30 protein-coding genes are annotated in these 21,793 nt (G+C 62.6%); 16 read left to right on the forward strand and 14 right to left on the reverse strand.

What is annotated here, in order from left to right; all coding sequences use genetic code 11:
• The first annotated feature begins 27 nt into the window (after positions 1–27).
• Positions 28–1,080 carry a response regulator gene (locus tag ACIQ36_RS08515; RefSeq protein WP_395828209.1) on the forward strand — a complete coding sequence of 351 codons (1,053 nt, stop codon included), beginning with the start codon at positions 28–30 and terminating at the stop codon, positions 1,078–1,080.
• Positions 1,081–1,140: 60 nt separating this feature from the next.
• On the opposite strand, the gene ACIQ36_RS08520 is transcribed toward ACIQ36_RS08515, so the two are convergent.
• Positions 1,141–1,710 carry a DUF2244 domain-containing protein gene (locus ACIQ36_RS08520; RefSeq protein WP_395828211.1) on the reverse strand — a complete coding sequence of 190 codons (570 nt, stop codon included), beginning with the start codon at positions 1,708–1,710 and terminating at the stop codon, positions 1,141–1,143.
• Positions 1,711–1,741: 31 nt separating this feature from the next.
• Here ACIQ36_RS08520 and nth point away from each other — a divergent pair, with 31 nt between their 5' ends.
• From nth to ACIQ36_RS08550, 6 genes are all read left to right on the forward strand, one after another.
• Positions 1,742–2,377: an endonuclease III gene (gene nth, locus ACIQ36_RS08525; protein WP_395828213.1), complete on the forward strand. Its 636-nt coding sequence runs from the start codon at positions 1,742–1,744 to the stop codon at positions 2,375–2,377.
• A 109-nt stretch (positions 2,378–2,486) separates the two neighbouring features.
• A complete protein-coding gene (locus ACIQ36_RS08530) occupies positions 2,487–2,942 on the forward strand; it encodes an Hsp20 family protein (protein WP_395828215.1) in 456 nt (151 codons plus the stop codon).
• 169 nt (positions 2,943–3,111) lie between these two features.
• Positions 3,112–3,327, forward strand: coding sequence for a DUF1150 family protein (locus ACIQ36_RS08535; protein ID WP_395828217.1), 216 nt, complete (start codon positions 3,112–3,114; stop codon positions 3,325–3,327).
• Positions 3,328–3,434: 107 nt separating this feature from the next.
• Positions 3,435–4,148: an AzlC family ABC transporter permease gene (locus ACIQ36_RS08540; protein ID WP_395828219.1), complete on the forward strand. Its 714-nt coding sequence runs from the start codon at positions 3,435–3,437 to the stop codon at positions 4,146–4,148.
• Positions 4,145–4,477, forward strand: a complete 333-nt coding sequence (locus ACIQ36_RS08545; RefSeq protein WP_395828221.1) for an AzlD family protein — start codon at positions 4,145–4,147, stop codon at positions 4,475–4,477. Before ACIQ36_RS08540 ends, ACIQ36_RS08545 begins: the two co-directional genes overlap by 4 nt.
• 15 nt (positions 4,478–4,492) lie before the next feature.
• Positions 4,493–5,128, forward strand: a complete 636-nt coding sequence (locus ACIQ36_RS08550; protein ID WP_395828223.1) for an FMN-binding negative transcriptional regulator — start codon at positions 4,493–4,495, stop codon at positions 5,126–5,128.
• Between the two features lie 71 nt (positions 5,129–5,199).
• Here the strand turns inward: ACIQ36_RS08550 and ACIQ36_RS08555 are convergent, their stop codons facing one another.
• The 6 genes from ACIQ36_RS08555 to ACIQ36_RS08580 form a co-directional block, all read right to left on the reverse strand.
• Positions 5,200–5,499 carry a hypothetical protein gene (locus tag ACIQ36_RS08555; protein ID WP_395828225.1) on the reverse strand — a complete coding sequence of 100 codons (300 nt, stop codon included), beginning with the start codon at positions 5,497–5,499 and terminating at the stop codon, positions 5,200–5,202.
• An 81-nt stretch (positions 5,500–5,580) separates the two neighbouring features.
• Complete coding sequence (locus ACIQ36_RS08560) at positions 5,581–6,072, reverse strand: RES family NAD+ phosphorylase (RefSeq protein ID WP_395828227.1); 492 nt, start codon at positions 6,070–6,072, stop codon at positions 5,581–5,583.
• 5 nt (positions 6,073–6,077) lie between these two features.
• Complete coding sequence (locus ACIQ36_RS08565; RefSeq protein WP_395828229.1) at positions 6,078–6,431, reverse strand: hypothetical protein; 354 nt, start codon at positions 6,429–6,431, stop codon at positions 6,078–6,080.
• A gap of 45 nt (positions 6,432–6,476) precedes the next feature.
• Positions 6,477–6,626 (reverse strand): hypothetical protein, encoded by a 150-nt coding sequence (locus tag ACIQ36_RS08570; RefSeq protein WP_395828231.1) that lies wholly within the window; start codon positions 6,624–6,626, stop codon positions 6,477–6,479.
• 157 nt (positions 6,627–6,783) lie between these two features.
• The gene (gene secB / locus ACIQ36_RS08575) at positions 6,784–7,272 is read right to left on the reverse strand and encodes a protein-export chaperone SecB (protein WP_395828233.1); all 489 of its coding nucleotides are present in this window, start codon (positions 7,270–7,272) and stop codon (positions 6,784–6,786) included.
• 73 nt (positions 7,273–7,345) lie between these two features.
• Positions 7,346–7,903 carry a histidine phosphatase family protein gene (locus ACIQ36_RS08580; protein WP_395828235.1) on the reverse strand — a complete coding sequence of 186 codons (558 nt, stop codon included), beginning with the start codon at positions 7,901–7,903 and terminating at the stop codon, positions 7,346–7,348.
• 184 nt (positions 7,904–8,087) lie between these two features.
• Between ACIQ36_RS08580 and ACIQ36_RS08585 the strand changes: the two genes are divergently transcribed.
• Both ACIQ36_RS08585 and ACIQ36_RS08590 read left to right on the forward strand, forming a co-directional pair.
• A complete protein-coding gene (locus ACIQ36_RS08585; protein WP_395828237.1) occupies positions 8,088–8,714 on the forward strand; it encodes a Tim44/TimA family putative adaptor protein in 627 nt (208 codons plus the stop codon).
• Between the two features lie 79 nt (positions 8,715–8,793).
• Complete coding sequence (locus ACIQ36_RS08590) at positions 8,794–10,023, forward strand: murein transglycosylase A (protein ID WP_395828239.1); 1,230 nt, start codon at positions 8,794–8,796, stop codon at positions 10,021–10,023.
• 91 nt (positions 10,024–10,114) lie between these two features.
• Here the strand turns inward: ACIQ36_RS08590 and ACIQ36_RS08595 are convergent, their stop codons facing one another.
• Positions 10,115–10,732, reverse strand: a complete 618-nt coding sequence (locus ACIQ36_RS08595) for a gamma carbonic anhydrase family protein (RefSeq protein WP_395828241.1) — start codon at positions 10,730–10,732, stop codon at positions 10,115–10,117.
• Positions 10,733–10,760: 28 nt separating this feature from the next.
• Positions 10,761–11,129: a 5-carboxymethyl-2-hydroxymuconate Delta-isomerase gene (locus ACIQ36_RS08600; RefSeq protein WP_395828243.1), complete on the reverse strand. Its 369-nt coding sequence runs from the start codon at positions 11,127–11,129 to the stop codon at positions 10,761–10,763.
• 191 nt (positions 11,130–11,320) lie between these two features.
• Between ACIQ36_RS08600 and ACIQ36_RS08605 the strand changes: the two genes are divergently transcribed.
• The 3 genes from ACIQ36_RS08605 (at position 11,321) to upp (ending at position 13,521) form a co-directional block, all read left to right on the forward strand.
• A complete protein-coding gene (locus ACIQ36_RS08605) occupies positions 11,321–12,262 on the forward strand; it encodes an exopolyphosphatase (RefSeq protein WP_395828245.1) in 942 nt (313 codons plus the stop codon).
• 140 nt (positions 12,263–12,402) lie between these two features.
• Positions 12,403–12,699, forward strand: coding sequence for a 50S ribosomal protein L28 (gene rpmB / locus ACIQ36_RS08610; RefSeq protein ID WP_395828247.1), 297 nt, complete (start codon positions 12,403–12,405; stop codon positions 12,697–12,699).
• 135 nt (positions 12,700–12,834) lie between these two features.
• The gene (gene upp / locus ACIQ36_RS08615) at positions 12,835–13,521 is read left to right on the forward strand and encodes a uracil phosphoribosyltransferase (RefSeq protein WP_395828249.1); all 687 of its coding nucleotides are present in this window, start codon (positions 12,835–12,837) and stop codon (positions 13,519–13,521) included.
• Positions 13,522–13,538: 17 nt separating this feature from the next.
• Here upp and ACIQ36_RS08620 read toward each other — a convergent pair whose 3' ends face one another.
• The 5 genes from ACIQ36_RS08620 to pdxY all read right to left on the reverse strand — a co-directional run bounded on the left by ACIQ36_RS08620 (position 13,539) and on the right by pdxY (position 18,467).
• Complete coding sequence (locus ACIQ36_RS08620) at positions 13,539–13,745, reverse strand: hypothetical protein (protein WP_395828251.1); 207 nt, start codon at positions 13,743–13,745, stop codon at positions 13,539–13,541.
• 24 nt (positions 13,746–13,769) lie between these two features.
• Positions 13,770–15,170, reverse strand: a complete 1,401-nt coding sequence (locus ACIQ36_RS08625; protein WP_395828253.1) for an MATE family efflux transporter — start codon at positions 15,168–15,170, stop codon at positions 13,770–13,772.
• A complete protein-coding gene (locus tag ACIQ36_RS08630) occupies positions 15,167–16,045 on the reverse strand; it encodes an ATP-binding protein (RefSeq protein ID WP_395828255.1) in 879 nt (292 codons plus the stop codon). Before ACIQ36_RS08630 ends, ACIQ36_RS08625 begins: the two co-directional genes overlap by 4 nt.
• A 262-nt stretch (positions 16,046–16,307) precedes the next feature.
• The gene (gene purD, locus ACIQ36_RS08635; RefSeq protein ID WP_395828257.1) at positions 16,308–17,576 is read right to left on the reverse strand and encodes a phosphoribosylamine--glycine ligase; all 1,269 of its coding nucleotides are present in this window, start codon (positions 17,574–17,576) and stop codon (positions 16,308–16,310) included.
• Positions 17,577–17,594: 18 nt separating this feature from the next.
• Positions 17,595–18,467: a pyridoxal kinase PdxY gene (pdxY, locus tag ACIQ36_RS08640; protein WP_395828259.1), complete on the reverse strand. Its 873-nt coding sequence runs from the start codon at positions 18,465–18,467 to the stop codon at positions 17,595–17,597.
• A gap of 337 nt (positions 18,468–18,804) precedes the next feature.
• On the opposite strand from pdxY, the gene sdhC reads away from it, so the two are divergent.
• The 4 genes from sdhC to ACIQ36_RS08660 form a co-directional block, all read left to right on the forward strand.
• Positions 18,805–19,188 carry a succinate dehydrogenase, cytochrome b556 subunit gene (gene sdhC / locus ACIQ36_RS08645; protein ID WP_395828261.1) on the forward strand — a complete coding sequence of 128 codons (384 nt, stop codon included), beginning with the start codon at positions 18,805–18,807 and terminating at the stop codon, positions 19,186–19,188.
• A gap of 12 nt (positions 19,189–19,200) precedes the next feature.
• Positions 19,201–19,593, forward strand: a complete 393-nt coding sequence (sdhD, locus tag ACIQ36_RS08650; RefSeq protein WP_395828263.1) for a succinate dehydrogenase, hydrophobic membrane anchor protein — start codon at positions 19,201–19,203, stop codon at positions 19,591–19,593.
• A gap of 1 nt (position 19,594) precedes the next feature.
• Positions 19,595–21,385 (forward strand): succinate dehydrogenase flavoprotein subunit, encoded by a 1,791-nt coding sequence (gene sdhA, locus ACIQ36_RS08655; RefSeq protein ID WP_395828265.1) that lies wholly within the window; start codon positions 19,595–19,597, stop codon positions 21,383–21,385.
• Between the two features lie 12 nt (positions 21,386–21,397).
• Positions 21,398–21,793, forward strand: a 396-nt coding sequence (locus ACIQ36_RS08660) for a 2Fe-2S iron-sulfur cluster-binding protein (protein ID WP_395828267.1), incomplete at its 3' end; no start/stop codon positions are given.

Below are 21,793 nucleotides of genomic sequence, written 5' to 3' on the forward strand. Positions count from 1 at the left end.
GGCTGCGAGCGATGAAGGAGGATACCCGTGTTCGAGCGCCTGAGCGTGCTGATTATCGAAGACAGCCCCTTTTTCCGAGGGATGCTGGCAGAGATTCTGCGCGCGCTCAAAGTGGGCCGGATCGTGGTGATGGAAGAGGGTGGGGCTGCGATTACGCACCTGCGCTCCATCGGCAAAAACGCCGCCGCCGCCCAAGCGCTCGTGCCCGATCTCATCATCTGCGATTACCTCATGTCGCCGATCAATGGGGCGATGGTGCTGCGCTGGGTGCGCCAGAGCGAAGATTCGCCGGATCGTTTTATTCCGTTCGTGATGATCTCCGGGGCGGCGGACGGCGATAAGGTGCGCGAAGTGCGCGATTTGGGCGTCACCGAGTTTCTCGCCAAACCGTTTTCGGTGAAAGCCGTCGCCAATCATTTGATTGCGGCGATTGATGGGCCGCGCCCGTTTATCTACACACGCGACTATTTCGGCCCAGACCGGCGGCGGCAGGTGCGGCCCTATAATGACGTCGATAGGCGCATTGCGACCGAAAAAGACCTAGAAATTCTCTACAGTGGCTCCCGCCTGCGCTCGGTCAACCCGAACGCGAAAGCTTTCGTGTTCAAACTGCCGAACCGCCTGCGCGAGAAAATTGCCGGGATCGGACGCGGCCCGCTGGTGATCGACCCGAGCCTGCTGCAACAGGCCGAACAGCAGCTCGACCGAATGGAAGAAGATTATTCGGATTGGGTGCGCGGCTCGATCCAACAGCTTTACGAAGCCCATCGGGCGGGCAAAGCGCTGGACCCGCGCAAACGGCTCATTCCGATCCAGACCATCAATAAGATCGCCCATGATCTGCGCGGCCAAGGCTCCACCTTCGGCTATCCGCTGATTACCGTTTTCGGGCGCTCGCTTTACGAATGCACGTTGGATATCTCGGAAGCGAGCGACCAGCTTTTCGAGTTCATCCGCACCCATATCGACGGGATCAATGCCGTGATCCGCGAGAAGATTAAGGGTGAGGGCGGACAGATGGGTAAGGATCTCATCACCAGCCTGGAGCGCGCGCGCGACCGGCTGATGGTGGCGCACTAGAGCAAATCCCGAGCAGGTGGCACACCTGCGACGACGCATTTGCGTAACAAAACAAAGGCTCTAAACCGCGCGCAGCCGCCCCAGCGCGGCGCGCAACGCCCCCGCCAGCCGCTCGCGTTCCGATGGCGGCAGAAAACTTCCCACAACCACCGCGCGCCCGTGGCTCCACAGCCGCAGCGGGGTTGATGGCCCGGCAGGCTCCTCCAACTCCACCCGCAGCCAATGGGGGCGCAGCGCCTCGGTATCGCCCCGGCCTTTGGGGTCGATGCGCTGGATGGTGAGCCATTCGGGCGTAAGGCGCAGTTTCTCGCAGCGCCGCGCCGCCCGGTACGAGGCGCGAAACGCCCAATAGATCAGCAGAATATCGGCCCCCATGAAGCCGATCACCGGCCAGGCTCCTGCGACGAAAACCGCGCCGCCCGCAATCGCACTCACCCCGATCACCGCCGCCATCATGACCCGAAAGCCTTTCATCGAGAGCGAGCGATGCGGGCGCAACTCGGCATCGAACACCACGGGTCCGGGATCGGAGAGATCATAAGGGGCAAGGCTTGCGTTGGTCACGATGCCCTTGATCTTGCGCCGCGCCCAGGCAAAGTCAACGCTTCCGCTGCCGCCCGAGGATCGCATGGTCGCCCCCGAACACCCCGCTTCTAAAAAAATGAGCAAAACCGCTATCGAAGGGTTCTTCGCCACGCTGTCGGCGGCCAACCCGGAGCCCAAGACCGAGCTTGAGTTTTCGAGCGCCTTCACGCTTCTCGTCGCCGTCGTGCTGTCGGCCCAGGCAACCGATGTCTCGGTGAACAAAGCCACGCGCGGCCTCTTTGCCGCCGCCGATACGCCTGCCGCCATGGTGGCCTTGGGGGAAGAGGGGATTCGGGAGCACATCAAAACCATCGGCCTGTTCAACGCTAAGGCCAAGAATGTGCTCGCCCTCAGCCAGCAACTGCTTGTGCTGCACGGCGGCGCGGTTCCCGGCACCCGCGACGCCTTGGAAGCCCTGCCCGGCGTGGGGCGGAAGACTGCGAATGTGGTGCTAAACGTCTTCTTCGGGCAACCGACCATGGCGGTGGACACGCATATTTTCCGCCTCGGCAATCGCACGGGCCTTGCCCCCGGCGCGACCCCGCTGGCGGTGGAAGAGGGTTTGCTGAAACGCATCCCGAAGCACTGGCTTCTGCACGCGCATCATTGGCTCATTCTGCACGGGCGCTATATCTGCAAAGCCCGCAAACCAGAGTGCTTCCGCTGCCCCGTGGCCGAATTTTGTACTTATCCCGAGAAGACGCACTCTTGATGAACCGCGCCCCAAGTGCCATGTAGGAAGCGTTACCCACTGCCGTCCAATGCCGTTTCGGGTTGGAGGGCGAACACCCGCTCGCTTTATCTGAAGGAGAAGGGATTTCATGACCCGCGTTTCGGTGCTCAACTCGCCGTTTCTCTTGGGGTTCGAACACGTCGAGCGCACGCTCGACCGGATCGCCAAGGGGGCCAATGAGGGCTATCCGCCCTATAATATCGAACAAACCGGCCAGGATCGGCTGCGCATTACCTTGGCCGTCGCCGGGTTTCGCCGCGAAGATATGTCGATTCAGATCGAGAATAATCAACTCGTCATTCGGGGCCGTCAGCAGGATGATTCGGATCGCATTTTTTTGCACCGAGGCATCGCCGCGCGGCAGTTCCAGCGCACCTTCGTGCTCGTCGAGGGTATTGAGGTCGTCGGGGCCGAGATCGACAATGGCTTGCTGAACATCGATTTGCACCGGCCTATGCCGGAAGTGACGGTGCGCACGGTGGAGATCAAAACCCCGCCGAAAGCCAAACCGAAGACTCCCACCTTGGATGTCGCGCCGGAATAAGGCTTTTGTCACGCCGCCAGTAATCTCTCTTTAAGAATTTCCCCGTCACAGTAACCTTGCGCGTGGGACAAATCCCCCCGCGCCGGTGATACTGGACCCGTGCCGCGTTCCCCCCAAGCCGGGCTATAAGCAGGTTTCGGCGGAAGCCCAGAGAAGAAAGGACGACGCTATGTTGTTCGTACAACGCCCCACCAGTTTCACCCCCAGCGATTTTGCCGCGCTCGGATCCGGCGGGATCGCTTATGTGAAGCCCGTCATTCATGAAGGCCAGCCGGCCTATGGCATTTTCGGGGCCGATGGCACCGCGATGGCAGTGGCCACAAGCCGCGATCTGGCCTTAGCCGCGATTAAGCAGAATGATCTGGAGCCGCTCGACGCCCATTGAGCGCTGCCGCGCGCGCAATTTCATTCAAGACCCTCCCCGCCCCATCCCCTAGCCTAGCGTCCACGTGCCGATCCGGTCGATCGGCCTAGTGAGGTTAGGGGATAAAGGTGTCTTCGTTACATCTCGGCTTTAGGGCTGGATTTTTGGCCTGCCTGCCGCTCGCGTTCAGTGTTGTGATTTTCGGGCTCGTCTATGGGCTGCTCGCGGCTGGTAAAGGCTTGAGCGTGGCCGAAACCGTGTTGATGAGCCTGATCGTTTTTGCGGGCTCCAGCCAATTGCTCGCATTAGAACTCTGGACCCAGCCGCCCGCCGTTGCCGTTTTGGCGCTGGCTGTTCTCATTCTCAACCTGCGCTATCTTCTGCAAACTGCGGCCCTAAAAGATTTGCTGCTGCCGCTGGGGTTGCCGCGCGCGCTCGCGGCTTCGGCCTTCAATGCCGATGAAAATTGGGCCGTGACGATCCAAGCCTTGCGCGGACCACAGGCGACCTTGGTCACGGCCAGCTACTATATGGGCTCGGCCATGTGCCTTTATAGCTTCTGGGCGGTGAGCGGGGGGATCGGCTGGTTCGCGGGTGGCCTTGTGCCCGATCCGCAAGCCTTGGGCCTTGGGATCGTCGGCACCGCCGTTTTCGTTTCCTTGCTGCATGGGCTTTACCGCAGCCCCGCCGATTTTCTGCCGTGGGGGGCTGCTGCTGCCAGCGCGGGGATTGCCAGCCTCACGCTGCCGGGGGCTTGGTACATTTTGATCGGCGGGCTGACCGGGGCATTTGCAGGCGCGGTCCGGGATAGCCTCAAGGCACGCACAGGAGCCGTCGCATGAACTTTCCGACCTTAGCGGAAATGCTCCGCGTCGATACCGCCACCCTGATCGCGTTTCTAGCCATGGGAGGCGCCACTTTTGCCGTGCGCGCGGGCGGGATTCTGATGGTGCGCTTCCTGCGCCCAACGCCGTTTCTCGACGCCTTCCTGCACCATCTGCCGGGCGCGATGTTCGCTGCCCTCGTGGTGCCCGCCCTGCTGAAGGGGGGACTGCCCGAATGGGCCGGAGCCGCCGCCGCCTATCTTGGCATGCGTCTAACAGGGCAATTAGCCGTCGCTTTAGCGCTTGCCGTGGCGGCCACGGTTAGTCTTAAACTCTTGGGGTTATAGTATGAGGAAACGACCATGTATGTCCCGCCCGCTTTCGCCGAAACCGATCTGACCGCGCTGCACGCCTTCATCGCCGCGCACCCGTTTGCGCTGCTCATCACGGCGGATCCGGCGGGCGGCGCTCCCTTGGCGACACCGCTGCCGTTGATCGTGGTGCCGGAAGAAGGCGCGAACGGCACGCTCTACGGCCATTTCGCCAAACCCAACCCGCACGGAAACGCGGTGTTCACCGCGCCGTCGCGGGCGGTCTTCCAGGGGCCCGACGCTTATATTTCTCCCGGCTGGTATCCCAGCAAACAGGCCCACGGCAAAGCCGTGCCAACGTGGAATTATAGCGTCGTCGATTGCGTCGGCCAGGCCGAGCCGATCACCGAGCCCGACGCGATGCGCGCACTCTTAAGCCAACTCACGGCAAAATTCGAAGGCCATCGGGCCGAACCTTGGTCGCTCTCAGACGCGCCCGAAAGCTACATCGCCGCCATGCTGAAGGGTATCACCGCCTTCAAGCTGCCGATCACGGCGATCACCGGCAAACGCAAACTCTCGCAAAACCGCCCCGCCGAGGATATCGACGGCGTGATCGCGGGCCTACGCGGCGAAACCGATCCCAAAGCCTACGCGGTGGCCGAGGCGATGGCCAATAGGCCCTAGATCATTTGATCGATAGGCCGTTTACGCGGAAAAAGTTAAATTCCGCGCATGCGGCTGCTTTTGATTGATGATCATACCTTGTTTCGCGCTGGGCTGCGCTGCCTGCGCGATGCGCCACAATGGGTGAGGGTTTCGACGAGCAAGCTGCGGGCAAGGCCGGGTTTCAGCGCGAGACCCACCGTTTCCACCGGCAGCGCGCCGAAGACCCAGGACACGACGAGACTTTCGGGCACACGCATTGCAAGCACGAACAGCACACCAATCCCCGCCAGCAGAATCCCGGCATCGACGGCGGCGCGCAGTCTCAGGCGCGGCCAGGCGAGCGGCATCAGCAGCAGCGGCGCGCCATAAAGGCCCGCATCGTCCAACAAATTTTGCGGCTCTCTTGCGACGCTGAACGCATTTTCCGGCAGGCGGTCGCCGAAGAGGAGGAGGGCGCGGGCGGTATCGTCTTAGCGGGAAATCCAGCACAGCCCCTGGCATTCGGAACGCTGGTGGTAGAGGGCCAGCGCCCAGTGGCGGGTTTGGGGGTAGCAGTCGGCTTCGGTATCGATCAACTGCTTCCGCATTAGCCCGAGTTTACGAAGCGCGACTGCGGAAAGATCAATCAGGGTCAAATCGGTCTGTGCTGTTATTCTCGACGCGCAGCGCGCTTCTAGCCGACGCTTGGCAATGGTTTGAAGCCCCGGCGCGAAGGGAACATCGTGAAAAACGGTTTCCATCGCGGCACACTCAAACGTCTCACCGCCATAGAGCGTTGGGATAATGGTGCCACCCGCCGCGCGCAGTGGGCTGAAGCGGGCCGAACCGTGCGGGCTTTCATTGAACTCGGCTGCACCATATTGCGCCGCATGAATCCTGTGGAACACACGGCCCGCAGACCAGCAATAGTGCGTAACCGCCGTTTGCTCCGGTGGCTTGGGGAGGGTTTGCGAGAACGGCATTCCCCTCAACCCGGCAGAACGCCCGCTGCCTCTGCCTCTGCCTCTGCCTCTGCCAGCACCTCATCTGGAGCGGTTTTCAGCACGTCCTGCGGGCGCTGACCGCCGAGGTAGCTATTGACCGAAGCGAACCAGAGCGCCAACCCCCAGTCGCGCCGCACCCCGGCCAGACGAGCCAGGATCGGGGCCAACGCCTTCAAAGGCCGATAGCCCCGGTCGGGGTCGAGACCATAGTGGGGGAAATAATCGAGGCCATTGTTCTGGATGGCAAAAATCGCCCCTTGCCGCTTCCAACGGTTCGGCTGAGCGCTGGGGTTGATCGGGCTGAACCCGGCAAGTGCGCTGATTTGCGCCGCCGTCAACCACTCGGCGCTTGCGAGAACCGCCGCCCGCGCCGTCGCCTGATGCTAGGCCTCCAACGCGACGACCGAAGCCGGGGGAAAGGCGGGGGTTTTAGGTTTTCTGGCCCGTCCGTCCTCGGCCATAATCGGCACGATCACGACCTGCCGTGCCGTAACGCCGCGCAAAAATTCGTGCGCCTCGGCAGGCGTTCCCATCCACGCACTTGTGCTGCCGGATTTATAGCGATTGCCTGCCCCGTGCCGCCATAGAGCGCCCTCGCGGATTGGTTATATCGGTTATGACTTTGTGTCATAATTGATCTAACCAATCTAGCCCCGCCCCAAGGTTCACCCCAGGGCGGGGTTTCTTGCTTTACGCCGTGCCTGCCGCTTCCTGTTCGGCCTGGGCCGCAGCCATGCGGCGGCGGAAGAGGTCGAGGAAGTCGATGGGTTGGACCATCAGCGGCGGGAAGCCGCCGTCGCGCACGGCATTCGCCACAATGCTGCGGGCGAAGGGGAATAGCAGGCGCGGCACTTCGATCAGCAGCACCGGCTGCAAATGCTCTTCCGGCACATTCAGGGTCACGACGCCCGCATAGGCGCATTCCACCAGAAAGGCCACATCGTCGGCGTGCTTGGCGCTGGCGTTGATGCTCAGCAGCACTTCGAAGAGCTGCGGGCCAAGCTGGCGCGCGCCCACATCGACGCGCAGTTCCACGTCCGGCGATTCCTGCTGCACCAAGCTTGCGGGCGCATTCGGGTTTTCGAAGGACAGATCCTTCACATATTGAACATTAATCGTAATCGGCGGGGCGTCATTCGCGTCGCCGCCTTGACCATTGGTCTGATTTTCGTCGCTCATCTTTGTATCCTATAGAATTAGGTCGCCCGAATTACGTCGCCCTGGGCAGAGCGCAAAGCTCCCCTAGCACGGCTCAGGTTGCGTGTACAACCGTGGCGGCGCTGGGGTTAGCGGGAACTTTCACGACCGAGCAATTGCCGACCGGCAAGCCCGTGACCGCCTGAATGAAGCCCCAGTGCGAGACGATCAACAACCCGTCGCGCGCCGCGTGCTGGGCAATTTCGGTCAGGAAGCGGTTCGCGCGGAGGTGCAACGCGCTGACCGGCTCCTCATGATCGGGCCACCATTGGGGTTCGAGGTGATCGAAGCTGAGGTGCGGAAAGCTCTCGCGCAGCACATGGGGCGCACTACCGTAGTCGCAAAAGTAAGCCGCGCGCTCGCCCACAATCGGCGTGACGGTGTGAATCCGCCCGCCCAAATGCTCGGCGATGATCTCGGCGGTTTGCAATGCGCGGCGGTAGGGGCTCGACCAGATTTCGCGCACGCTGTCGTGAGCGGCAATGACTTTGGCGGCGACACGGGCTTGCGCCCGGCCTTCGTCGGTCAAATCGGGATCGCGGATACCCGGATCGCGGCGCGTCCGATTGAAATGCGCGTTGAACTCCGACTGTCCGTGACGGACCATCAACATGATGAAAGCGGCTCCCAGATAATTCTCGTGAGCTTAGAATAGGGTGCCCGAGGCGCAAGGGCTAGTCGCAGCGGCCCAAAAACCGCAAGATTCTGCGTTACGCCTGCGCCGGGCCGCTTGCCCTTTTTGGGGCGCGGCCCTATGTAGAGAAGGTAAATTTTCAACTCAACTCTTGGAATCGAGGGTGCCCGTGCTGGAATCCATCGTTCTATTTGCGGTGATCGCCGCGTTTCTGCTCTACCGCCTGCTGTCCGTGCTTGGCCAGCGCACGGGGGAGGAACGTCAGCAGCCGAACCCGCTGGAACGCAGTGCGGAGCCCGTGCGCCCCGATCAAGGCCCCGTGCCCGGCAAAATTTTGCCCTTCCCTATCCCCAGCCAGCGCGCCGAACCCCGCCCGGTCGATGAGCCGCGCTCCTTGGCCGAAGGGATCGAGGAGTTGGGCCAGTTCGATCCGAATTTCGAGGAAGTCGGCTTCGTCGGCGGTGCGCGCGCGGCCTATGAGATGATCGTGAAAGCCTATGCCGAGGGCGATACCGGCACCCTGCGCCCGCTGCTGACCGATAGTGTGTTCGGCGATTTCAATACCGCCATCCAACAGCGCGGCGGGCCGGAGCCGGTCGCCCTCGTGCGTATCGTTGCCGCCGACCTTGCCGACGTGCGGATGGACGGGCCGATTGCCCTCGTTACCGTGCGGTTTGCCGCCGAACAGGCGGACGGTGGTGAAATCACCGATCTTTGGACCTTCCGCCGCGATGTGCGCAGCAAGGATCCGAACTGGCTGCTGAGCCAAACCCGAGCGGGCGGCGCGTAAGCCTCGTTTCTCGTGTCCGGCAGCCGCAGACGGGGCGGCACGCTGGGATAATCTCCTAAACCCGTCGGTTGATGGTCTAATGGCTTTTTTTTCGGTTCAAGCGTTTTCTAAAGGGCTGCGGCCCCTCTGCGCCAGTGCGCTCTTACTGCTGGCAGCCTGCGGGGAGATGAGTGCGAGCCGCCCCACGCCGGGAACCGCCGAAACTCTACCACCCGATCAAGTTGCACTAAAACCCGCGAAATTCACCGATCTGACCGATTGGGCGCAGGATGATCTGCTGGCCGCCAAACCCGCGCTCACCCGCAGTTGCGACCGGCTGACCGTCCAGGACGATAGCCGTCCGGTCGGCCCCGCGGGCCAAGGCGGTAAGGTGGCCGATTGGCGCGCCGGCTGCGGCGCAATTGAAAAAGCCAGCACCGCCCCCGCGCTGCGCCAAGCGCTCGAGACCTATTTTCAGCCCTTCGAAGTCAGCGGGCGCGACGGACGCCAGGGGCTCTTCACCGGCTATTACGAAGCCGAGTTGCGGGGCGCGCGCCGCCCCGGCGGGGCTTTCCAAACCCCGCTCTACCGCCGCCCGGAAGATCTCATCACGGTTGAGCTTGCCGATTGGCGCGCGGATTGGCGTGGCCAGCGTATCGCGGGCCGGGTCGTTGAAGGCCGCCTGCGCCCCTATGCCGACCGCAAAGCGATTGAGGGCGGCAGTTTGCGCGGGCGCGGGCTCGAACTCGTGTGGGTCGATGACCCCATCGATGCGTTCTTTTTGCAAATCCAGGGCTCGGGCCGCGTCATTCTCCCCGATGGGCAGGTGATGCGCGTTGGCTTTGCCGCCCAAAACGGCCAAGCCTATGTGCCGATTGGGCGCGTGCTGGCCGATAAAGGGGCCATTCCCCGCGATGAAGTGTCGATGCAGACGATCCGCGCCTGGTTGAACGCCAACCCCAAGGGCGCGGCAGAAGTGATGAACGCCAACCCCTCCTTCGTCTTCTTCCGGGAGCTTTCCGGCGAGGGGCCGCTGGGGGCGCAGGGCGTTGCGCTGACGCCGGGCCGGTCCTTGGCGGTTGACCCGAGCTTCATGGCACTCGGCGCACCGGTTTGGCTGGAGTTGGAAGACGTACCCGGCGAGGGCACCAAAACCGGCCCCTTACGCCGCCTCGTCGTGGCACAGGATACCGGCGGCGCGATTCGCGGCCCCGTGCGCGGCGATTTGTTTTGGGGCTATGGCGATGTCGCCGCCGACCGGGCGGGGCGGATGAAAGCCAAGGGCCGTTACTTCCTGCTGCTGCCGCGCACCACCGCCCCCGTGGGGTAGGGGATTAGAGCAAATCCCGAGCGGGTGCCCGATGCGCTTTGCGCGTCAAACGCGCTGGCACCCGCGACTAGCCTTTGCTAAACAAAACGCTCTAAATCCCCGCGCCGCCGCTCCAAACCTGATCGTCGCGATGCGGGGCGAGTTCTTCGGATAAACCGCGCGTCATGACGACCATCACGTCCGGCGCGGAGCGGTTGACGCCGAACACCGCGCGCGGAAAATCGAGCGGCTTCTGTCGCGCCCAGATCGATTCGTGCTGATCGGGGGGGAGAATCTCGACCGGGGAGCCAACCGCGATCCAATAATTCGGCACGACGGCAAACTCGTGCAAGGCCGAGCCCAAATGCACGATTCCGCCGACGCGGATCTCGCAGCGCCGCCCTAAATGCGCTTCCGGAAAAATCACCGCGCCCGTGGCGATATAGCACTCATCGCCTATCGTTGCGCCTGTGATATGGACCTGCGGGCCGATCAAACAATTGTTTCCAATGGTACAATTATGCCGCCGCGTTCCCCGAATGACGGCGTTTTGGTACACAATCGATTCAGTGCCGATCGACACCCGACCGCCGCTTTCGCCGATTACCCGCGCGCCGTGCAGAACCCGCGCCCCCGGCCCGATTGTGACGGCCCCGCACAGGGTTGCGTCGGGGGCAACCCAGGCGCTGGGGTCGATCTGCGGGGTCTGGCCTTGATGGGTGATGATCATGGCGCGTCTCCTCATGGTTAGGAGCGGGTTAGGCGGGCACCACGCGTTTTGCGTAAGTTTCCCGCAGGAACTCGACTATTTCGACCGTGGCTTGTAGACTGCGTCCATTGAGATGCGGCTTGGCCGCAATCTCTAGAACCTCTGCGACCGCCGCCCCCAAGGCTTGCTTGGTCGCAAGCTCGCGCCCCGGCATCAGGCGAATTTCGGCATGGAGCATGGTTTCGGCTCCATCACCGAGATTAATGTGATCCGCACGCGCGTCGCGCACCAGGGTTTTGCAATCGGCGTGTTTTGCGCCCGCAATTGCTACCACCGTGTCGTGGATCGCGTTCAGCATCGGCGGAAGATCGAGGGCCGCCAGAAGCGACGGCGACCCTTCAAGACGAATTTGCGGCATAACGGCTCCAAACGATTGCACCTGTATCGCTTTACGCTAGCCTAATCCGCGATGGGTTACTACGGCCCACCGCCCTTGCCGGGCGGCGCAAATCCCGCCCTGTCATGGCCTCTTCGCTTGCATTTTACCCGCATCTGACCAACCATCCGCCGACTGTAAAACTCAATGGTTCTGGGCAACGGGAGATAAAGATGGCCGACGGTAAATATCGTCTGATTACCCGCAGTGACTTCGACGGGCTGGTCTGCGGCGCATTGCTGAAGGAACTCGATCTGATCGACGATGTTCTGTTTGCCCACCCGAAGGATATGCAAGACGGCAAAGTGCCGGTAACGGACCGGGATATTATCTGCAACCTGCCCCATGTGCCGGGGGCGGGCCTGACCTTCGATCATCATTCGTCCGAACTGGAGCGCAAGGGCGAGCAGGCCGGGGTTGTGATCGATGCCGACGCGCCGTCGGCCGCGCGGGTGGTGTGGCGGCACTATGGCGGGGCCGATCATTTCCCCGAGAGCCTCGATGAAATGATGTTCGCCGTCGACCGGGCCGATAGCGCCGATTGGACCTTGGATGAAGTGCTGGACGCCGAAAGCTGGACCCTGCTGTCCTTCATGATGGACAGCCGCACGGGCCTTGGCCGTTTCCGCGATTTCCGCATCTCCAATTACCAGCTTATGATGAAGCTGATGGAAATGCTGCGCACCGGCGAGATCGAACCGATCATGGCCGACCCGGACGTGCAAGAGCGCGTCGCCATGTACCAATCCCAGCAGACGCAGTTCAAGCAGCAGTTGGAGCGCATCGGTCGCATCGAAGGCAATGTGGTTGTGCTGGACCTGCGCGAGGAAGACCAGATTTTCGCGGGCAATCGCTTCCTCGTTTATGCGATGTACCCGTCGTCGCTGATTTCCATGCATGTGATGTGGGGCCGCGAAAAGCAGAATGTGGTGCTGGCCTGCGGCAAATCGATCTTCGACCGCACCTCAACGGTCAATATCGGCTCGCTAATGCTGCGCTACGGCGGCGGCGGCCATTCGGCGGCGGGCACCTGCCAGGTTGCCCCCGATCAGGTGGAGACCGTGATCGCCGAACTGCTGCCCGACATGCAGGCGTGTGAAGACGACGAAGGGTAAAACCTGACTCAAAACAACGCTTTTCGCTTGACGCTTCAGGCGGCGCTGCCTATACACGCCGTCTCTCAGACCGTTCCGGGAGCTTTTGGGCCTCTGGAGCAGTCGTTCAGGATTAACCGTTACACATAGGGGATACGGTCATGGCGAGACGGTGCGCCGTCACCGGCAAAGGTGTGCTCACTGGCAATAATGTCAGCCACGCCAACAATAAGTCGCGTCGGCGTTACCTGCCGAACCTCCAGGTTGCCTCGCTGACCAGCGATAGCCTGGGCCGGGTGGTGCGTCTGCGCCTGTCGACCAATGCCATCCGCTCGATTGAGCACGCAGGCGGCCTGGACGCCTTTCTCGGTAAGGCCCGCTCGTCGGAACTCACCGGCGATGTGCTGCGCTTGAAGAAGCAGATCGACAAGGCGACCGCCGCTAAGGCTGCTGCCTAAGCGAACGATCAGCCTCGGCTGTTGAAAAAAACCCCGCAGGGATTGCCCGGCGGGGTTTTTTGTTGCGCCTTAACTGGCGTCGCTGGGAACAGGCGGTTAAGATACGGCAGCTATTGTTCATAAAGGGGGGAAGGCGTGGCCAACGCTTCAGCACAGTCCGAAACCGATCCACGCGAGCTTGAGTTTCCGAACCTGCGCGTGCTGAAGCACCCGCTGATCCAGCATAAGCTTTCCCACATGCGCGATGCCGCCACCTCGACGGTGCGGTTCCGGCAGTTGCTGCACGAAATCTCGCTACTGATGGGCTATGAGATCACCCGCGACCTGCCGCTGACGCTGGAGCGCATCACCACGCCGCTGGAAGACATGGATGCGCCGGTGATCGCGGGCAAGAAGGTGGCGGTGGTCTCGATCTTGCGCGCCGGCCTCGGCATGGTCGAAGGGCTGCTGGACCTGGTGCCCTCGGCCCGGCAAGGGCATATCGGCCTCTACCGCGATCCCGAAACCAAGACGCCGGTGGAATATCTCATCCGCCTGCCCCGCCCCGAGGGGCGCCTGTTCATTCTGGCCGATCCGATGCTGGCAACGGGCAATTCCGCCGTTCACGCCGTCGATGTGCTGCTGAAGAATAATGTGCCGCGCGAGAATATCCGCTTCATGGCGCTGGTCGCCGTGCCGGAAGGAATGCGAGTGTTCAACGCGCGCTTCCCCGACGTGCCGGTGTATGCCGCCGCCCTCGATAGCCATTTGAACGAGCACGCCTATATCGTCCCCGGCCTTGGTGATGCGGGCGACCGGCTGTTCGGCACGAAAGAGCATTGAGCGACGCGGGGCCGCTTTTAGAAAAGCAGCCCCGCGTCCTGAGTTACGCCGCCATCGGGGGGGCCAGGAAACAGATAGGCGAATAAATAGGCGCGGATTAACGCGGGTTCGATGGCCGTGACGATGATAGACGCCCATTGCTCAACCTGGGCTGCGGCCACCGGATTGGCGGGAACTAAGGGATGGGCCGGGAAAACGCGGTCCAGATACCGGGCAATCGCCATTTCGACAAAAGCGCCACTCCTTTTTTAAATCGGCTGGGGAATCGCCCGGCCGTTGCCTTGGGTGAGCGCCCGGAAGCGCCACACCATCAGCAGCGACACGGTGGCAAGGCCGATGGCAAGGCCGATCCAAACACCGATGCCCTTCCAATCGAACACAAACCCCAGCACATAGCTGGTGGTGAGCCCGACGCCCCAATAGCCGAACACGGCGAACATCATCGGCACGCGCGTATCCGACAGGCCGCGCAGGCTGGCCGTGCCGATCACCTGCATGCCGTCAAACAGTTGAAACAGCGCCGCCACTGCCAGATAGGTCACAGCCAACTCCAGCACGGCCACATTCGCCGCCGCCTCGGCGTCCAAGAACTGCCGCGCCAGCGGATAGGGGACGAGCCAAAGCACAATCGCTGCCGAGCCCATGACCGCAAGGCCCATGCCCTGCGCCACCCAGCCCGCTTGCGCCGCCGCCCTCGGCTCACCGCGCCCGACCGCCGCCGCAATCCGCACGGTGGCGGCCTGCGAGATGCCCCAGGGCACCATGAAAGTCAGCGAGGCGATGAGAATAGCGATTTGATGGGCGGCGAGCGCGTCGGTCCCCAGCCACCCCATCATGAGCCCGGCGATAGCGAATAGCCCGACTTCCATCACCATCGTAATCGAGATCGGCAGACCGAGCGTCAGCATCCGCCGCCACAGCGCGGCCTCGGGACGCCAGGAGCCCCCCGCCCGCCAAAGGGCAGCAAAGGGGGCTTGCATAACGATATAGGCCAGCATCGCCCCCACCATTAGCCAGCAGCCCGCCGCCGTGGCAATGCCCGCGCCGATCAGGCCGAACGCCGGAATCCAAGGCAGGCCAATGCTCTGCCCGCCGAAAACCAGCAGCAGATCGAGCCCCGCATTCAGGACGAAGGCCCCCATCGTAAACGCCAAGGACAGGTTAGCCTTCTGGTAAGTGACGAGCAGATTGCGCACCACCGTCATCAGCAGCAGCGGCGGGATTGACCAGCGCAGCGCATCAAGATAATGGCTCGCCTCCCGCGCCAAATCTGGCGCTTGCCCCAACCACAGCAGCAGGGTTTCCGAGAAGCCGAGAATCAGCGCAATCCCCAACCCAATGAGCAGATTGAGGCCAAGGCCTTGCCGCAAGATGCGCGCTTGCCCCGCCTTATCCCCCTCGCCCTGGGCTTGCGCCAGCATCGGTGCGGTGACGGTGGCAAGCCCCATGCCGAAGAACCAGAAAAACACCCACAGCCCCTGGGCCAGCGCCGCCGCTGCCAACGGCTCCTTCCCCAAATGGCCGATCACCAGCATATCGGTGAGATTCATGCCCATTTGCAGCAGTTGGCCGAGGGCGACCGGGGCGGCCAGCACCAGCATCGCCCAGCCCTCGCTGCGCCAAGTTGCGGCGGAAAAGCTTTTTGTCATATCAGTCTCATTTCCGTTCCCAAGCGCCCGGCCAAATCTTGAATGAAGTGCCAGGCGGTCCGGCCCGAGCGGGCCCCGCGCGTAATCGCCCATTCCAGCGCTTCGGCGCGCAAAGTGTCGGGCGGAGTGCGCAGGCCGAAATGGGCCGCATATCCTTCGATCATCGCTAGGTATGTCTCCTGGTCACAGGCGTGGAAACCCAGCCAAAGACCGAATCGATCCGAAAGCGAAACTTTTTCTTCCACCGCCTCCCCGGCGTGAATCGCGGTCGAGCGTTCGTTCTCGATCATCTCGCGCGACAGGATGTGACGGCGGTTGGAGGTGGCATAGAGCAGCACGTTCTCAGGCCGCCCCTCGATGCCGCCATCCAGAATCGCTTTCAGCGACTTATAAGTCGCATCGCCCGCATCGAAAGAAAGATCGTCGCAGAACAGCAGGCAGCGGCGGGTTTGCACGCGTAGGACCGAGAGCAGCACGGGCAGCGAGGGAATATCCTCCCGGTGAATTTCGATCAGCGCCAAGCGCTTTGCCGGATCGGCGGGCGCTGTGGCATTGATCGCCGCGTGAACGGCTTTCACCAAGCTGCTTTTCCCCATGCCGCGCACGCCCCAGAGCAGAGCATTATTAGCGGGAAGCCCGCGCGCAAACCGTTCGGTATTCGCAACGAGTAAATCTTTCGACCGCTCAATGCCCCGGAGCAGTGTGATTTCCACCCGCGCCACCGAGGGCACCGGCTCCAGCCAACTGCGGTCGGCGTGCCACACGAACGCATCCGCCGCCGCCAAATCAATCGCCGGATTGGCGGGCGGGGCCAGTCGCTCCAACGCTTCGGCGATGCGGGTCAGTTGAGCGAGCAGGGCCGGATTTTCGGTCATTGGGGCGCTTCCTCCGATTAAAGAGGCGCAGTCAAGCGCTCCGATGGGCGATTGTCCAGCGATAATATCCGAGGTCGGATATGTTTCGGGGAATTAGGACGGAGGTAGCAAACGCAGGCGCTTAAACATTCAAGACACCGCCACCATCGAGCGCCGCCACGGACTGGTTTACGCGGCGCGCGTCGGGGCCGAGGTGCCGCCAGTTGCGCTCGTAAACCGCAAGCGCGTCAGCCCCAGTGGAGCACCGCCGCAGGGAAAAGGGCTAGCCCAGCGCCCGCCAACCGATATCGCGGCGGCAAAACCCCTCGTCCCACTGAATGAGGTCGACCGCCTGATAGGCGCGCTCCCGCGCCGCCGCCAGATCTGGCCCGGTCGCCGTCACCGCGAGAACGCGGCCACCATTGGCGACAATGCCCGCCTCGCCCTGCTTGGTGCCCGCGTGGAAGATCGTCACGCCCGGCACGGTTCCGGCGGCGTCGAGCCCGTCGATGCGCCCGCCTTTTTTCGGCTCCCCCGGATAGCCCTGACCCGCAAGGATAACGGTAATGGCCGACGCCGTGCTCCAGAGTAACGTTACGTCATCGAGACGACCCTCGCGCGCCGCCAGCAGCGCCGGAAGCAGGTCGGAGCTTAGGCGCGGCAGCAGGGTTTCGCACTCCGGGTCGCCGAAGCGGATGTTATATTCGATCAGGCGCGGCCCCTCAGCCGTCAGCATCAGGCCTGCGAAGAGAATGCCTTTAAATGGGCAGCCGCGCGCCGCCATCGCGTCCAGCGTCGGCTGAATCATCCGCGCCATCACCTCGGCTTCCAGCGCCGAGGTGAAGATCGGTGCGGGGGAATAAGCGCCCATGCCGCCGGTATTCGGGCCTTCGTCGCCATCAAAAGCGCGCTTATGGTCCTGGGCTGCAGCCAGGGGGATGCCGCGCGCGCCATCGCAAAGCACGAAGAAGCTGACTTCCTCGCCTTCCATAAATTCTTCGATCACGAGTTCCGCGCCCGCCGCGCCGAACTTGCCGCCGTCCATCGCCTCGGCAATCGCGGCCTCGGCCTCGGCCAAGGTCATCGCCACGGTCACGCCCTTGCCTGCCGCGAGCCCATCGGTTTTAACAACGATGGGCGCACCCTGCTGGCGAACATAGGCGCGCGCCGCCTCGGCATCGGTGAAGCGGGCATAGGCGGCGGTCGGAACCCCGGCGGCCGCCACCACATCCTTCATGAAGCCTTTCGAGCCCTCAAGCTGGGCGGCCGCTTTCGACGGGCCGAAGGCGGCGATGCCTTCCGCTTCCAGGGCATCGACGAGGCCAAGCGTCAGCGGCTCTTCCGGGCCGACGACGACAAAATCCACGTTATTTTGTTTTGCAAACGCAACAATGCCAGAAATGTCGGTCGCCGCCAACGGCACGCACTCGGCCACCTGGGCGATGCCGGGATTGCCGGGCGCGCAGTAGAGCGCTTTTAAGCGCGGCGAAGCGGCCAGTTTCCAACACAGCGCATGCTCGCGCCCACCGCCCCCAACGACCAAAAGCTTCACGGCGCTCTTCCCTTTTGCTTAGATTTGTTCGGCAATAAAGCGCGTGCGCGCATCCACCAGGAACGGCAGCGCGTCGGTCAATGCAAGATCGAGCAAGCCGCGCTCTTCGGTCAGCGCCAGCAGCGGCACCATCGTGGCCGTTGACCGCTCCAAAGCCGTCACCGCGTTCAGCGTGCGCAGGTAATAGCCCAAGAACAGCGCGGCAAACACATCGCCCGCCCCGTCAAAACGCCGGTCGAGGCGCGGCTGACGCACCCGGTAGGTGCCGTCGTCGCAGAACAGGAGCGTGTCGATACTATCGTCCGGCACATCCTCGCCATCGTAGGAGGTAACGCAAACGATGCGCGGACCGCGCGAGGCCATCCGCCGCTGCATTTCGGCCGCCGCCGCGCGCGTCGCCCCAATCTCGTTCAACGCCTCGCCGGTCAGAATGCCGAGCTCGAAGCGGTTCGGGGTGATGATATCGGCCATCGGCACCAGGGTTTCCCGGAACACATCGGGCAGTTCCGGGCGCACATAGAGCCCTTCGCCGTGGGCTAAATCGGCATCGCCCATCACCGGATCGCACAGATAGAGGCTGGTCGGGTGACGCTTGCGCACCGCCGCCACCGCCTCGGCCACCACCCTGCCCATCCCAGGATCGCCGAGATAGCCCGACAGAACCGCGTCGCACTGGCCGAACAAATCGCGCGCCTCAAGCCCTGCCACCAGCGCCGCCACATCGTCGGGCGGAACGCCGCGCCCGCGAAAGGCCCCGCGCCCCGGATGATTGGACAGGACGACCGTATTCAGCGCCCAAACTTCCTGCCCCATCGCCTGCAACGGCAAAACCGCCGCGCTATTGCCGACATGGCCTTGGACAACGGAGGATTGAATCGACAAAACGGGCATGCGCGCCACCGGGGTCAGAGCAAAAATAAACGATATTGCAAGCGCTTATAGGACAGGTCCGGCCCGACGCCAAGGGAAAGCCGCGATTTCTGATACCGAAAAACCGCATAGCGCCAAGGTTTCTGCGGCATTCTTGCTACATCGTGACGCAGAGCCGAACCCTTGTAATTCCGGGCCCTGCGTTGACTTGCGGGGGTGGTCGGTCTAGGTATTGGTCGCATTACAATTGCCTGCGGAACGCTTCGGTTTTCAAGAAGGCGTACGCGGGGTAGACCCGGACTAGATGGTCTCGTTTGAGACTTTTTAATCACGGTTCTTGGGAAGGGGATCAGAGGATATGGATGCGCGTAAACGGCCCCTGTCGCCGCACCTGCAAATCTACCGCTGGCAAATTACCAACACGATGTCGATTCTGCACCGGCTGACGGGCGTTGCCCTATCGGTCGGCACGCTTCTGCTGCTGTACTGGTTGGCTTCGGCCGCTGCCGGTCCTGCCGCGTTTGCGACGGCGAAAGCCGTGATCGGCTCGTGGATCGGGCGGCTCGCGCTGTTCGGTTGGTCGATTGCTCTCTTTTATCACCTCTGCAACGGTCTGCGCCATCTCGCCTGGGATGCCGGATATGGCTTCAGCTTGCCCGCTGTCACCAAATCCGGCATGGCGGTATTCGGCGCAACGGCAGTTCTCACGCTCGCGGCTTGGATCGCGGGCCTCGTGATTTAAGGGAGCAGCGGTATGAACGCACCGAACGGAATGCGGACGATGCTGGGCCGCGTGCGCGGCTTAGGATCGGCGAAAAGCGGGTTCGCCCATTGGTGGGCACAGCGGATGACGGCGCTTGCGCTGGTTCCGCTGCTGCTCTGGTTTGTCATCAGCATTATCGGCCTCATCGGCGCGGATCATGCGGCGGTTGCCGCCTGGGCCGGGCATCCGGTGAGCGCGGTGCTGCTCATCGCGCTCATCATCGCAGTCTTCCATCACGCCCAACTGGGGCTGACGGTGGTGATCGAAGATTATGTGCATGAGGAAGTGGCCAAGATTGTCGCTTTGGCGGCCGTGCGGGGCTTTGCCTTCCTCGCGGGCCTCATCGGCGTCGTCTCGGTGCTGAAGCTGATGGTGGGGAAATAAGATGACCCAGAGCTATAAGATCGTCGATCATACCTACGATGTTATCGTGGTCGGTGCGGGCGGCGCGGGTTTGCGCGCGACGCTCGGCATGACCGCCGCGGGCCTGAAAACGGCCTGCGTGACCAAAGTCTTCCCGACGCGCTCGCACACGGTTGCCGCCCAGGGCGGCATCGGGGCCTCGCTCGGCAATATGGGTGACGATAACTGGCGCTACCATATGTACGATACCGTCAAGGGCTCCGACTGGCTCGGCGACCAAGACGCGATTGAGTACCTGTGCCGCAACGCCGTTCCCGCCGTTTATGAGCTGGAACATTTCGGCGTGCCCTTCAGCCGCACCGAAGACGGGAAGATCTACCAGCGCCCCTTCGGCGGCCATACGCAGCGCTATGGCGAAGCGATGGCCAAGCGCGCTTGTGCCGCCGCCGACCGCACGGGTCACGCCATTCTCCACACGCTCTATCAGCAGTGCCTGAAGCATAAGGCGGAATTCTTCGTCGAATATTTCGCGCTCGACCTGATTATGGACGAAGACGGCGCGTGCCGGGGCGTGATGGCGCTGAATATGGAAGACGGGGTAATCCACCGCTTCCGCGCCCATATGGTTGTGCTGGCGACGGGCGGCTATGGCCGCGCCTATTTCTCCTGCACCTCCGCCCATACCTGCACGGGCGACGGCAATGCGATGGTGTTGCGCGCCGGTCTGCCGCTGCAAGATATGGAATTCGTGCAGTTCCACCCGACGGGTATCTACGGCTCCGGCTGCTTGATTACCGAAGGTGCGCGCGGTGAAGGCGGGTATCTCACCAATTCCGCCGGCGAGCGTTTCATGGAACGCTACGCCCCTTCGGCAAAAGATCTCGCCAGCCGCGACGTGGTGAGCCGCGCCATGACGGTGGAAATCAACGAAGGGCGCGGTGTTGGGGCTGCGGGCGATCACATCATGCTCCATCTGGAGCATTTGGACGCCGCCACCCTGCACGAACGCCTGCCGGGCATTTCCGAAACCGCGAAGATTTTCGCGGGCGTCGAAGTGACGAAAGAGCCGATCCCGGTTCTGCCGACGGTTCACTATAATATGGGCGGGATTCCGACAAATTATATGGCCGAAGTCATCCGCCCGTCCGACGCCAACCCGGACGCCGTGGTTCCTGGGCTTATGGCGATTGGGGAAGCGGCCTGCGTTTCGGTCCACGGCGCGAACCGCCTCGGCACCAACTCGCTGATCGATCTCGTCGTCTTCGGGCGCGCCGCCGCCCACCGGGCCGCCGAAGTGGTGAAGCCGGGCGCGCCGCACAAGCCCTTGCCCGCCAATGCCGGTGACAATGCCTTGGCGCGTCTCGATCGCATCCGCAACGCCAAGGGTGGCAGCACCACCGCTTCCCTGCGCGACAAGCTGCAACGGACCATGCAGGCCCATGCCGCCGTGTTCCGCAATTCCAAGCTGCTGTCGGAAGGCGTGGAGAAGGTCAACGCGCTCGCCAAGGGCCTCGACGATCTCGGGATCACCGACCGCTCGTTGATCTGGAACAGCGACCTGGTCGAAGCCTTGGAGCTCGATAATCTCATCGGGCAAGCCCAGGCGACGATGGTGTCGGGCGAAGCGCGCAAGGAAAGCCGGGGGGCGCACGCCCACGATGATTTCCCCGATCGCGACGATGTGACCTGGATGAAGCATTCGGTGGCCTGGGTGGATGAGAAGAGCAATGTCTCCCTCACCTACCGTCCGGTGCATATGTACACTTTGACCGAAGAGGCCGAAGTTTTCCCGCCCAAGGCGCGCGTGTATTAAGGGGATCGTAAAATGGCTAAATTTTCTCTCCCAGCCCATTCGACGATCAACGAAGGCAAAACCTTCCGCGCCGATGGGGCCAAGCGTGTTAAGCGGTTCCGCCTGTACCGGTGGGACCCGGAAACCGGGCAGAACCCGCGCCTTGATACTTACGAGATCGATCTCGATAAGTGCGGGCCGATGGTGCTCGACGCGCTGATTAAGATCAAAAACGAAATCGACTCGACGGTCACGTTCCGCCGCTCGTGCCGCGAAGGGATTTGCGGCTCCTGCGCCATGAATATCGACGGCACCAACACGCTCGCGTGCTTGAAGCCGATTGATGACGTGAAAGACGATGTGAAGATCTACCCGCTGCCGCATATGCCGGTGGTGAAGGATCTCGTGCCCGACCTGTCGGTGCCTTAC

The sequence above is a fragment of the Elstera sp. genome (assembly GCF_044372965.1).
Lineage (GTDB): Bacteria > Pseudomonadota > Alphaproteobacteria > Elsterales > Elsteraceae > Elstera.

Coding starts and splice junctions, on each gene's coding strand:
- ACIQ36_RS08620 (WP_395828251.1), bottom strand. CDS start 13,745: ATGGCGATTGCCCGGTATCTGGACCGCGTTTTCCCGGCCCATCCCTTA.
- rpmB (WP_395828247.1), top strand. CDS start 12,403: ATGGCGAGACGGTGCGCCGTCACCGGCAAAGGTGTGCTCACTGGCAAT.
- secB (WP_395828233.1), bottom strand. CDS start 7,272: ATGAGCGACGAAAATCAGACCAATGGTCAAGGCGGCGACGCGAATGAC.
- ACIQ36_RS08560 (WP_395828227.1), bottom strand. CDS start 6,072: ATGCCGTTCTCGCAAACCCTCCCCAAGCCACCGGAGCAAACGGCGGTT.
- sdhC (WP_395828261.1), top strand. CDS start 18,805: ATGGATGCGCGTAAACGGCCCCTGTCGCCGCACCTGCAAATCTACCGC.
- ACIQ36_RS08535 (WP_395828217.1), top strand. CDS start 3,112: ATGTTGTTCGTACAACGCCCCACCAGTTTCACCCCCAGCGATTTTGCC.
- ACIQ36_RS08630 (WP_395828255.1), bottom strand. CDS start 16,045: ATGACCGAAAATCCGGCCCTGCTCGCTCAACTGACCCGCATCGCCGAA.
- ACIQ36_RS08600 (WP_395828243.1), bottom strand. CDS start 11,129: ATGCCGCAAATTCGTCTTGAAGGGTCGCCGTCGCTTCTGGCGGCCCTC.
- ACIQ36_RS08580 (WP_395828235.1), bottom strand. CDS start 7,903: ATGTTGATGGTCCGTCACGGACAGTCGGAGTTCAACGCGCATTTCAAT.
- ACIQ36_RS08550 (WP_395828223.1), top strand. CDS start 4,493: ATGTATGTCCCGCCCGCTTTCGCCGAAACCGATCTGACCGCGCTGCAC.
- ACIQ36_RS08605 (WP_395828245.1), top strand. CDS start 11,321: ATGGCCGACGGTAAATATCGTCTGATTACCCGCAGTGACTTCGACGGG.
- pdxY (WP_395828259.1), bottom strand. CDS start 18,467: ATGCCCGTTTTGTCGATTCAATCCTCCGTTGTCCAAGGCCATGTCGGC.
- nth (WP_395828213.1), top strand. CDS start 1,742: ATGAGCAAAACCGCTATCGAAGGGTTCTTCGCCACGCTGTCGGCGGCC.
- ACIQ36_RS08590 (WP_395828239.1), top strand. CDS start 8,794: ATGGCTTTTTTTTCGGTTCAAGCGTTTTCTAAAGGGCTGCGGCCCCTC.
- sdhD (WP_395828263.1), top strand. CDS start 19,201: ATGAACGCACCGAACGGAATGCGGACGATGCTGGGCCGCGTGCGCGGC.
- ACIQ36_RS08520 (WP_395828211.1), bottom strand. CDS start 1,710: ATGCGATCCTCGGGCGGCAGCGGAAGCGTTGACTTTGCCTGGGCGCGG.
- ACIQ36_RS08595 (WP_395828241.1), bottom strand. CDS start 10,732: ATGATCATCACCCATCAAGGCCAGACCCCGCAGATCGACCCCAGCGCC.
- ACIQ36_RS08530 (WP_395828215.1), top strand. CDS start 2,487: ATGACCCGCGTTTCGGTGCTCAACTCGCCGTTTCTCTTGGGGTTCGAA.
- ACIQ36_RS08570 (WP_395828231.1), bottom strand. CDS start 6,626: ATGGGAACGCCTGCCGAGGCGCACGAATTTTTGCGCGGCGTTACGGCA.
- sdhA (WP_395828265.1), top strand. CDS start 19,595: ATGACCCAGAGCTATAAGATCGTCGATCATACCTACGATGTTATCGTG.
- ACIQ36_RS08545 (WP_395828221.1), top strand. CDS start 4,145: ATGAACTTTCCGACCTTAGCGGAAATGCTCCGCGTCGATACCGCCACC.
- ACIQ36_RS08625 (WP_395828253.1), bottom strand. CDS start 15,170: ATGACAAAAAGCTTTTCCGCCGCAACTTGGCGCAGCGAGGGCTGGGCG.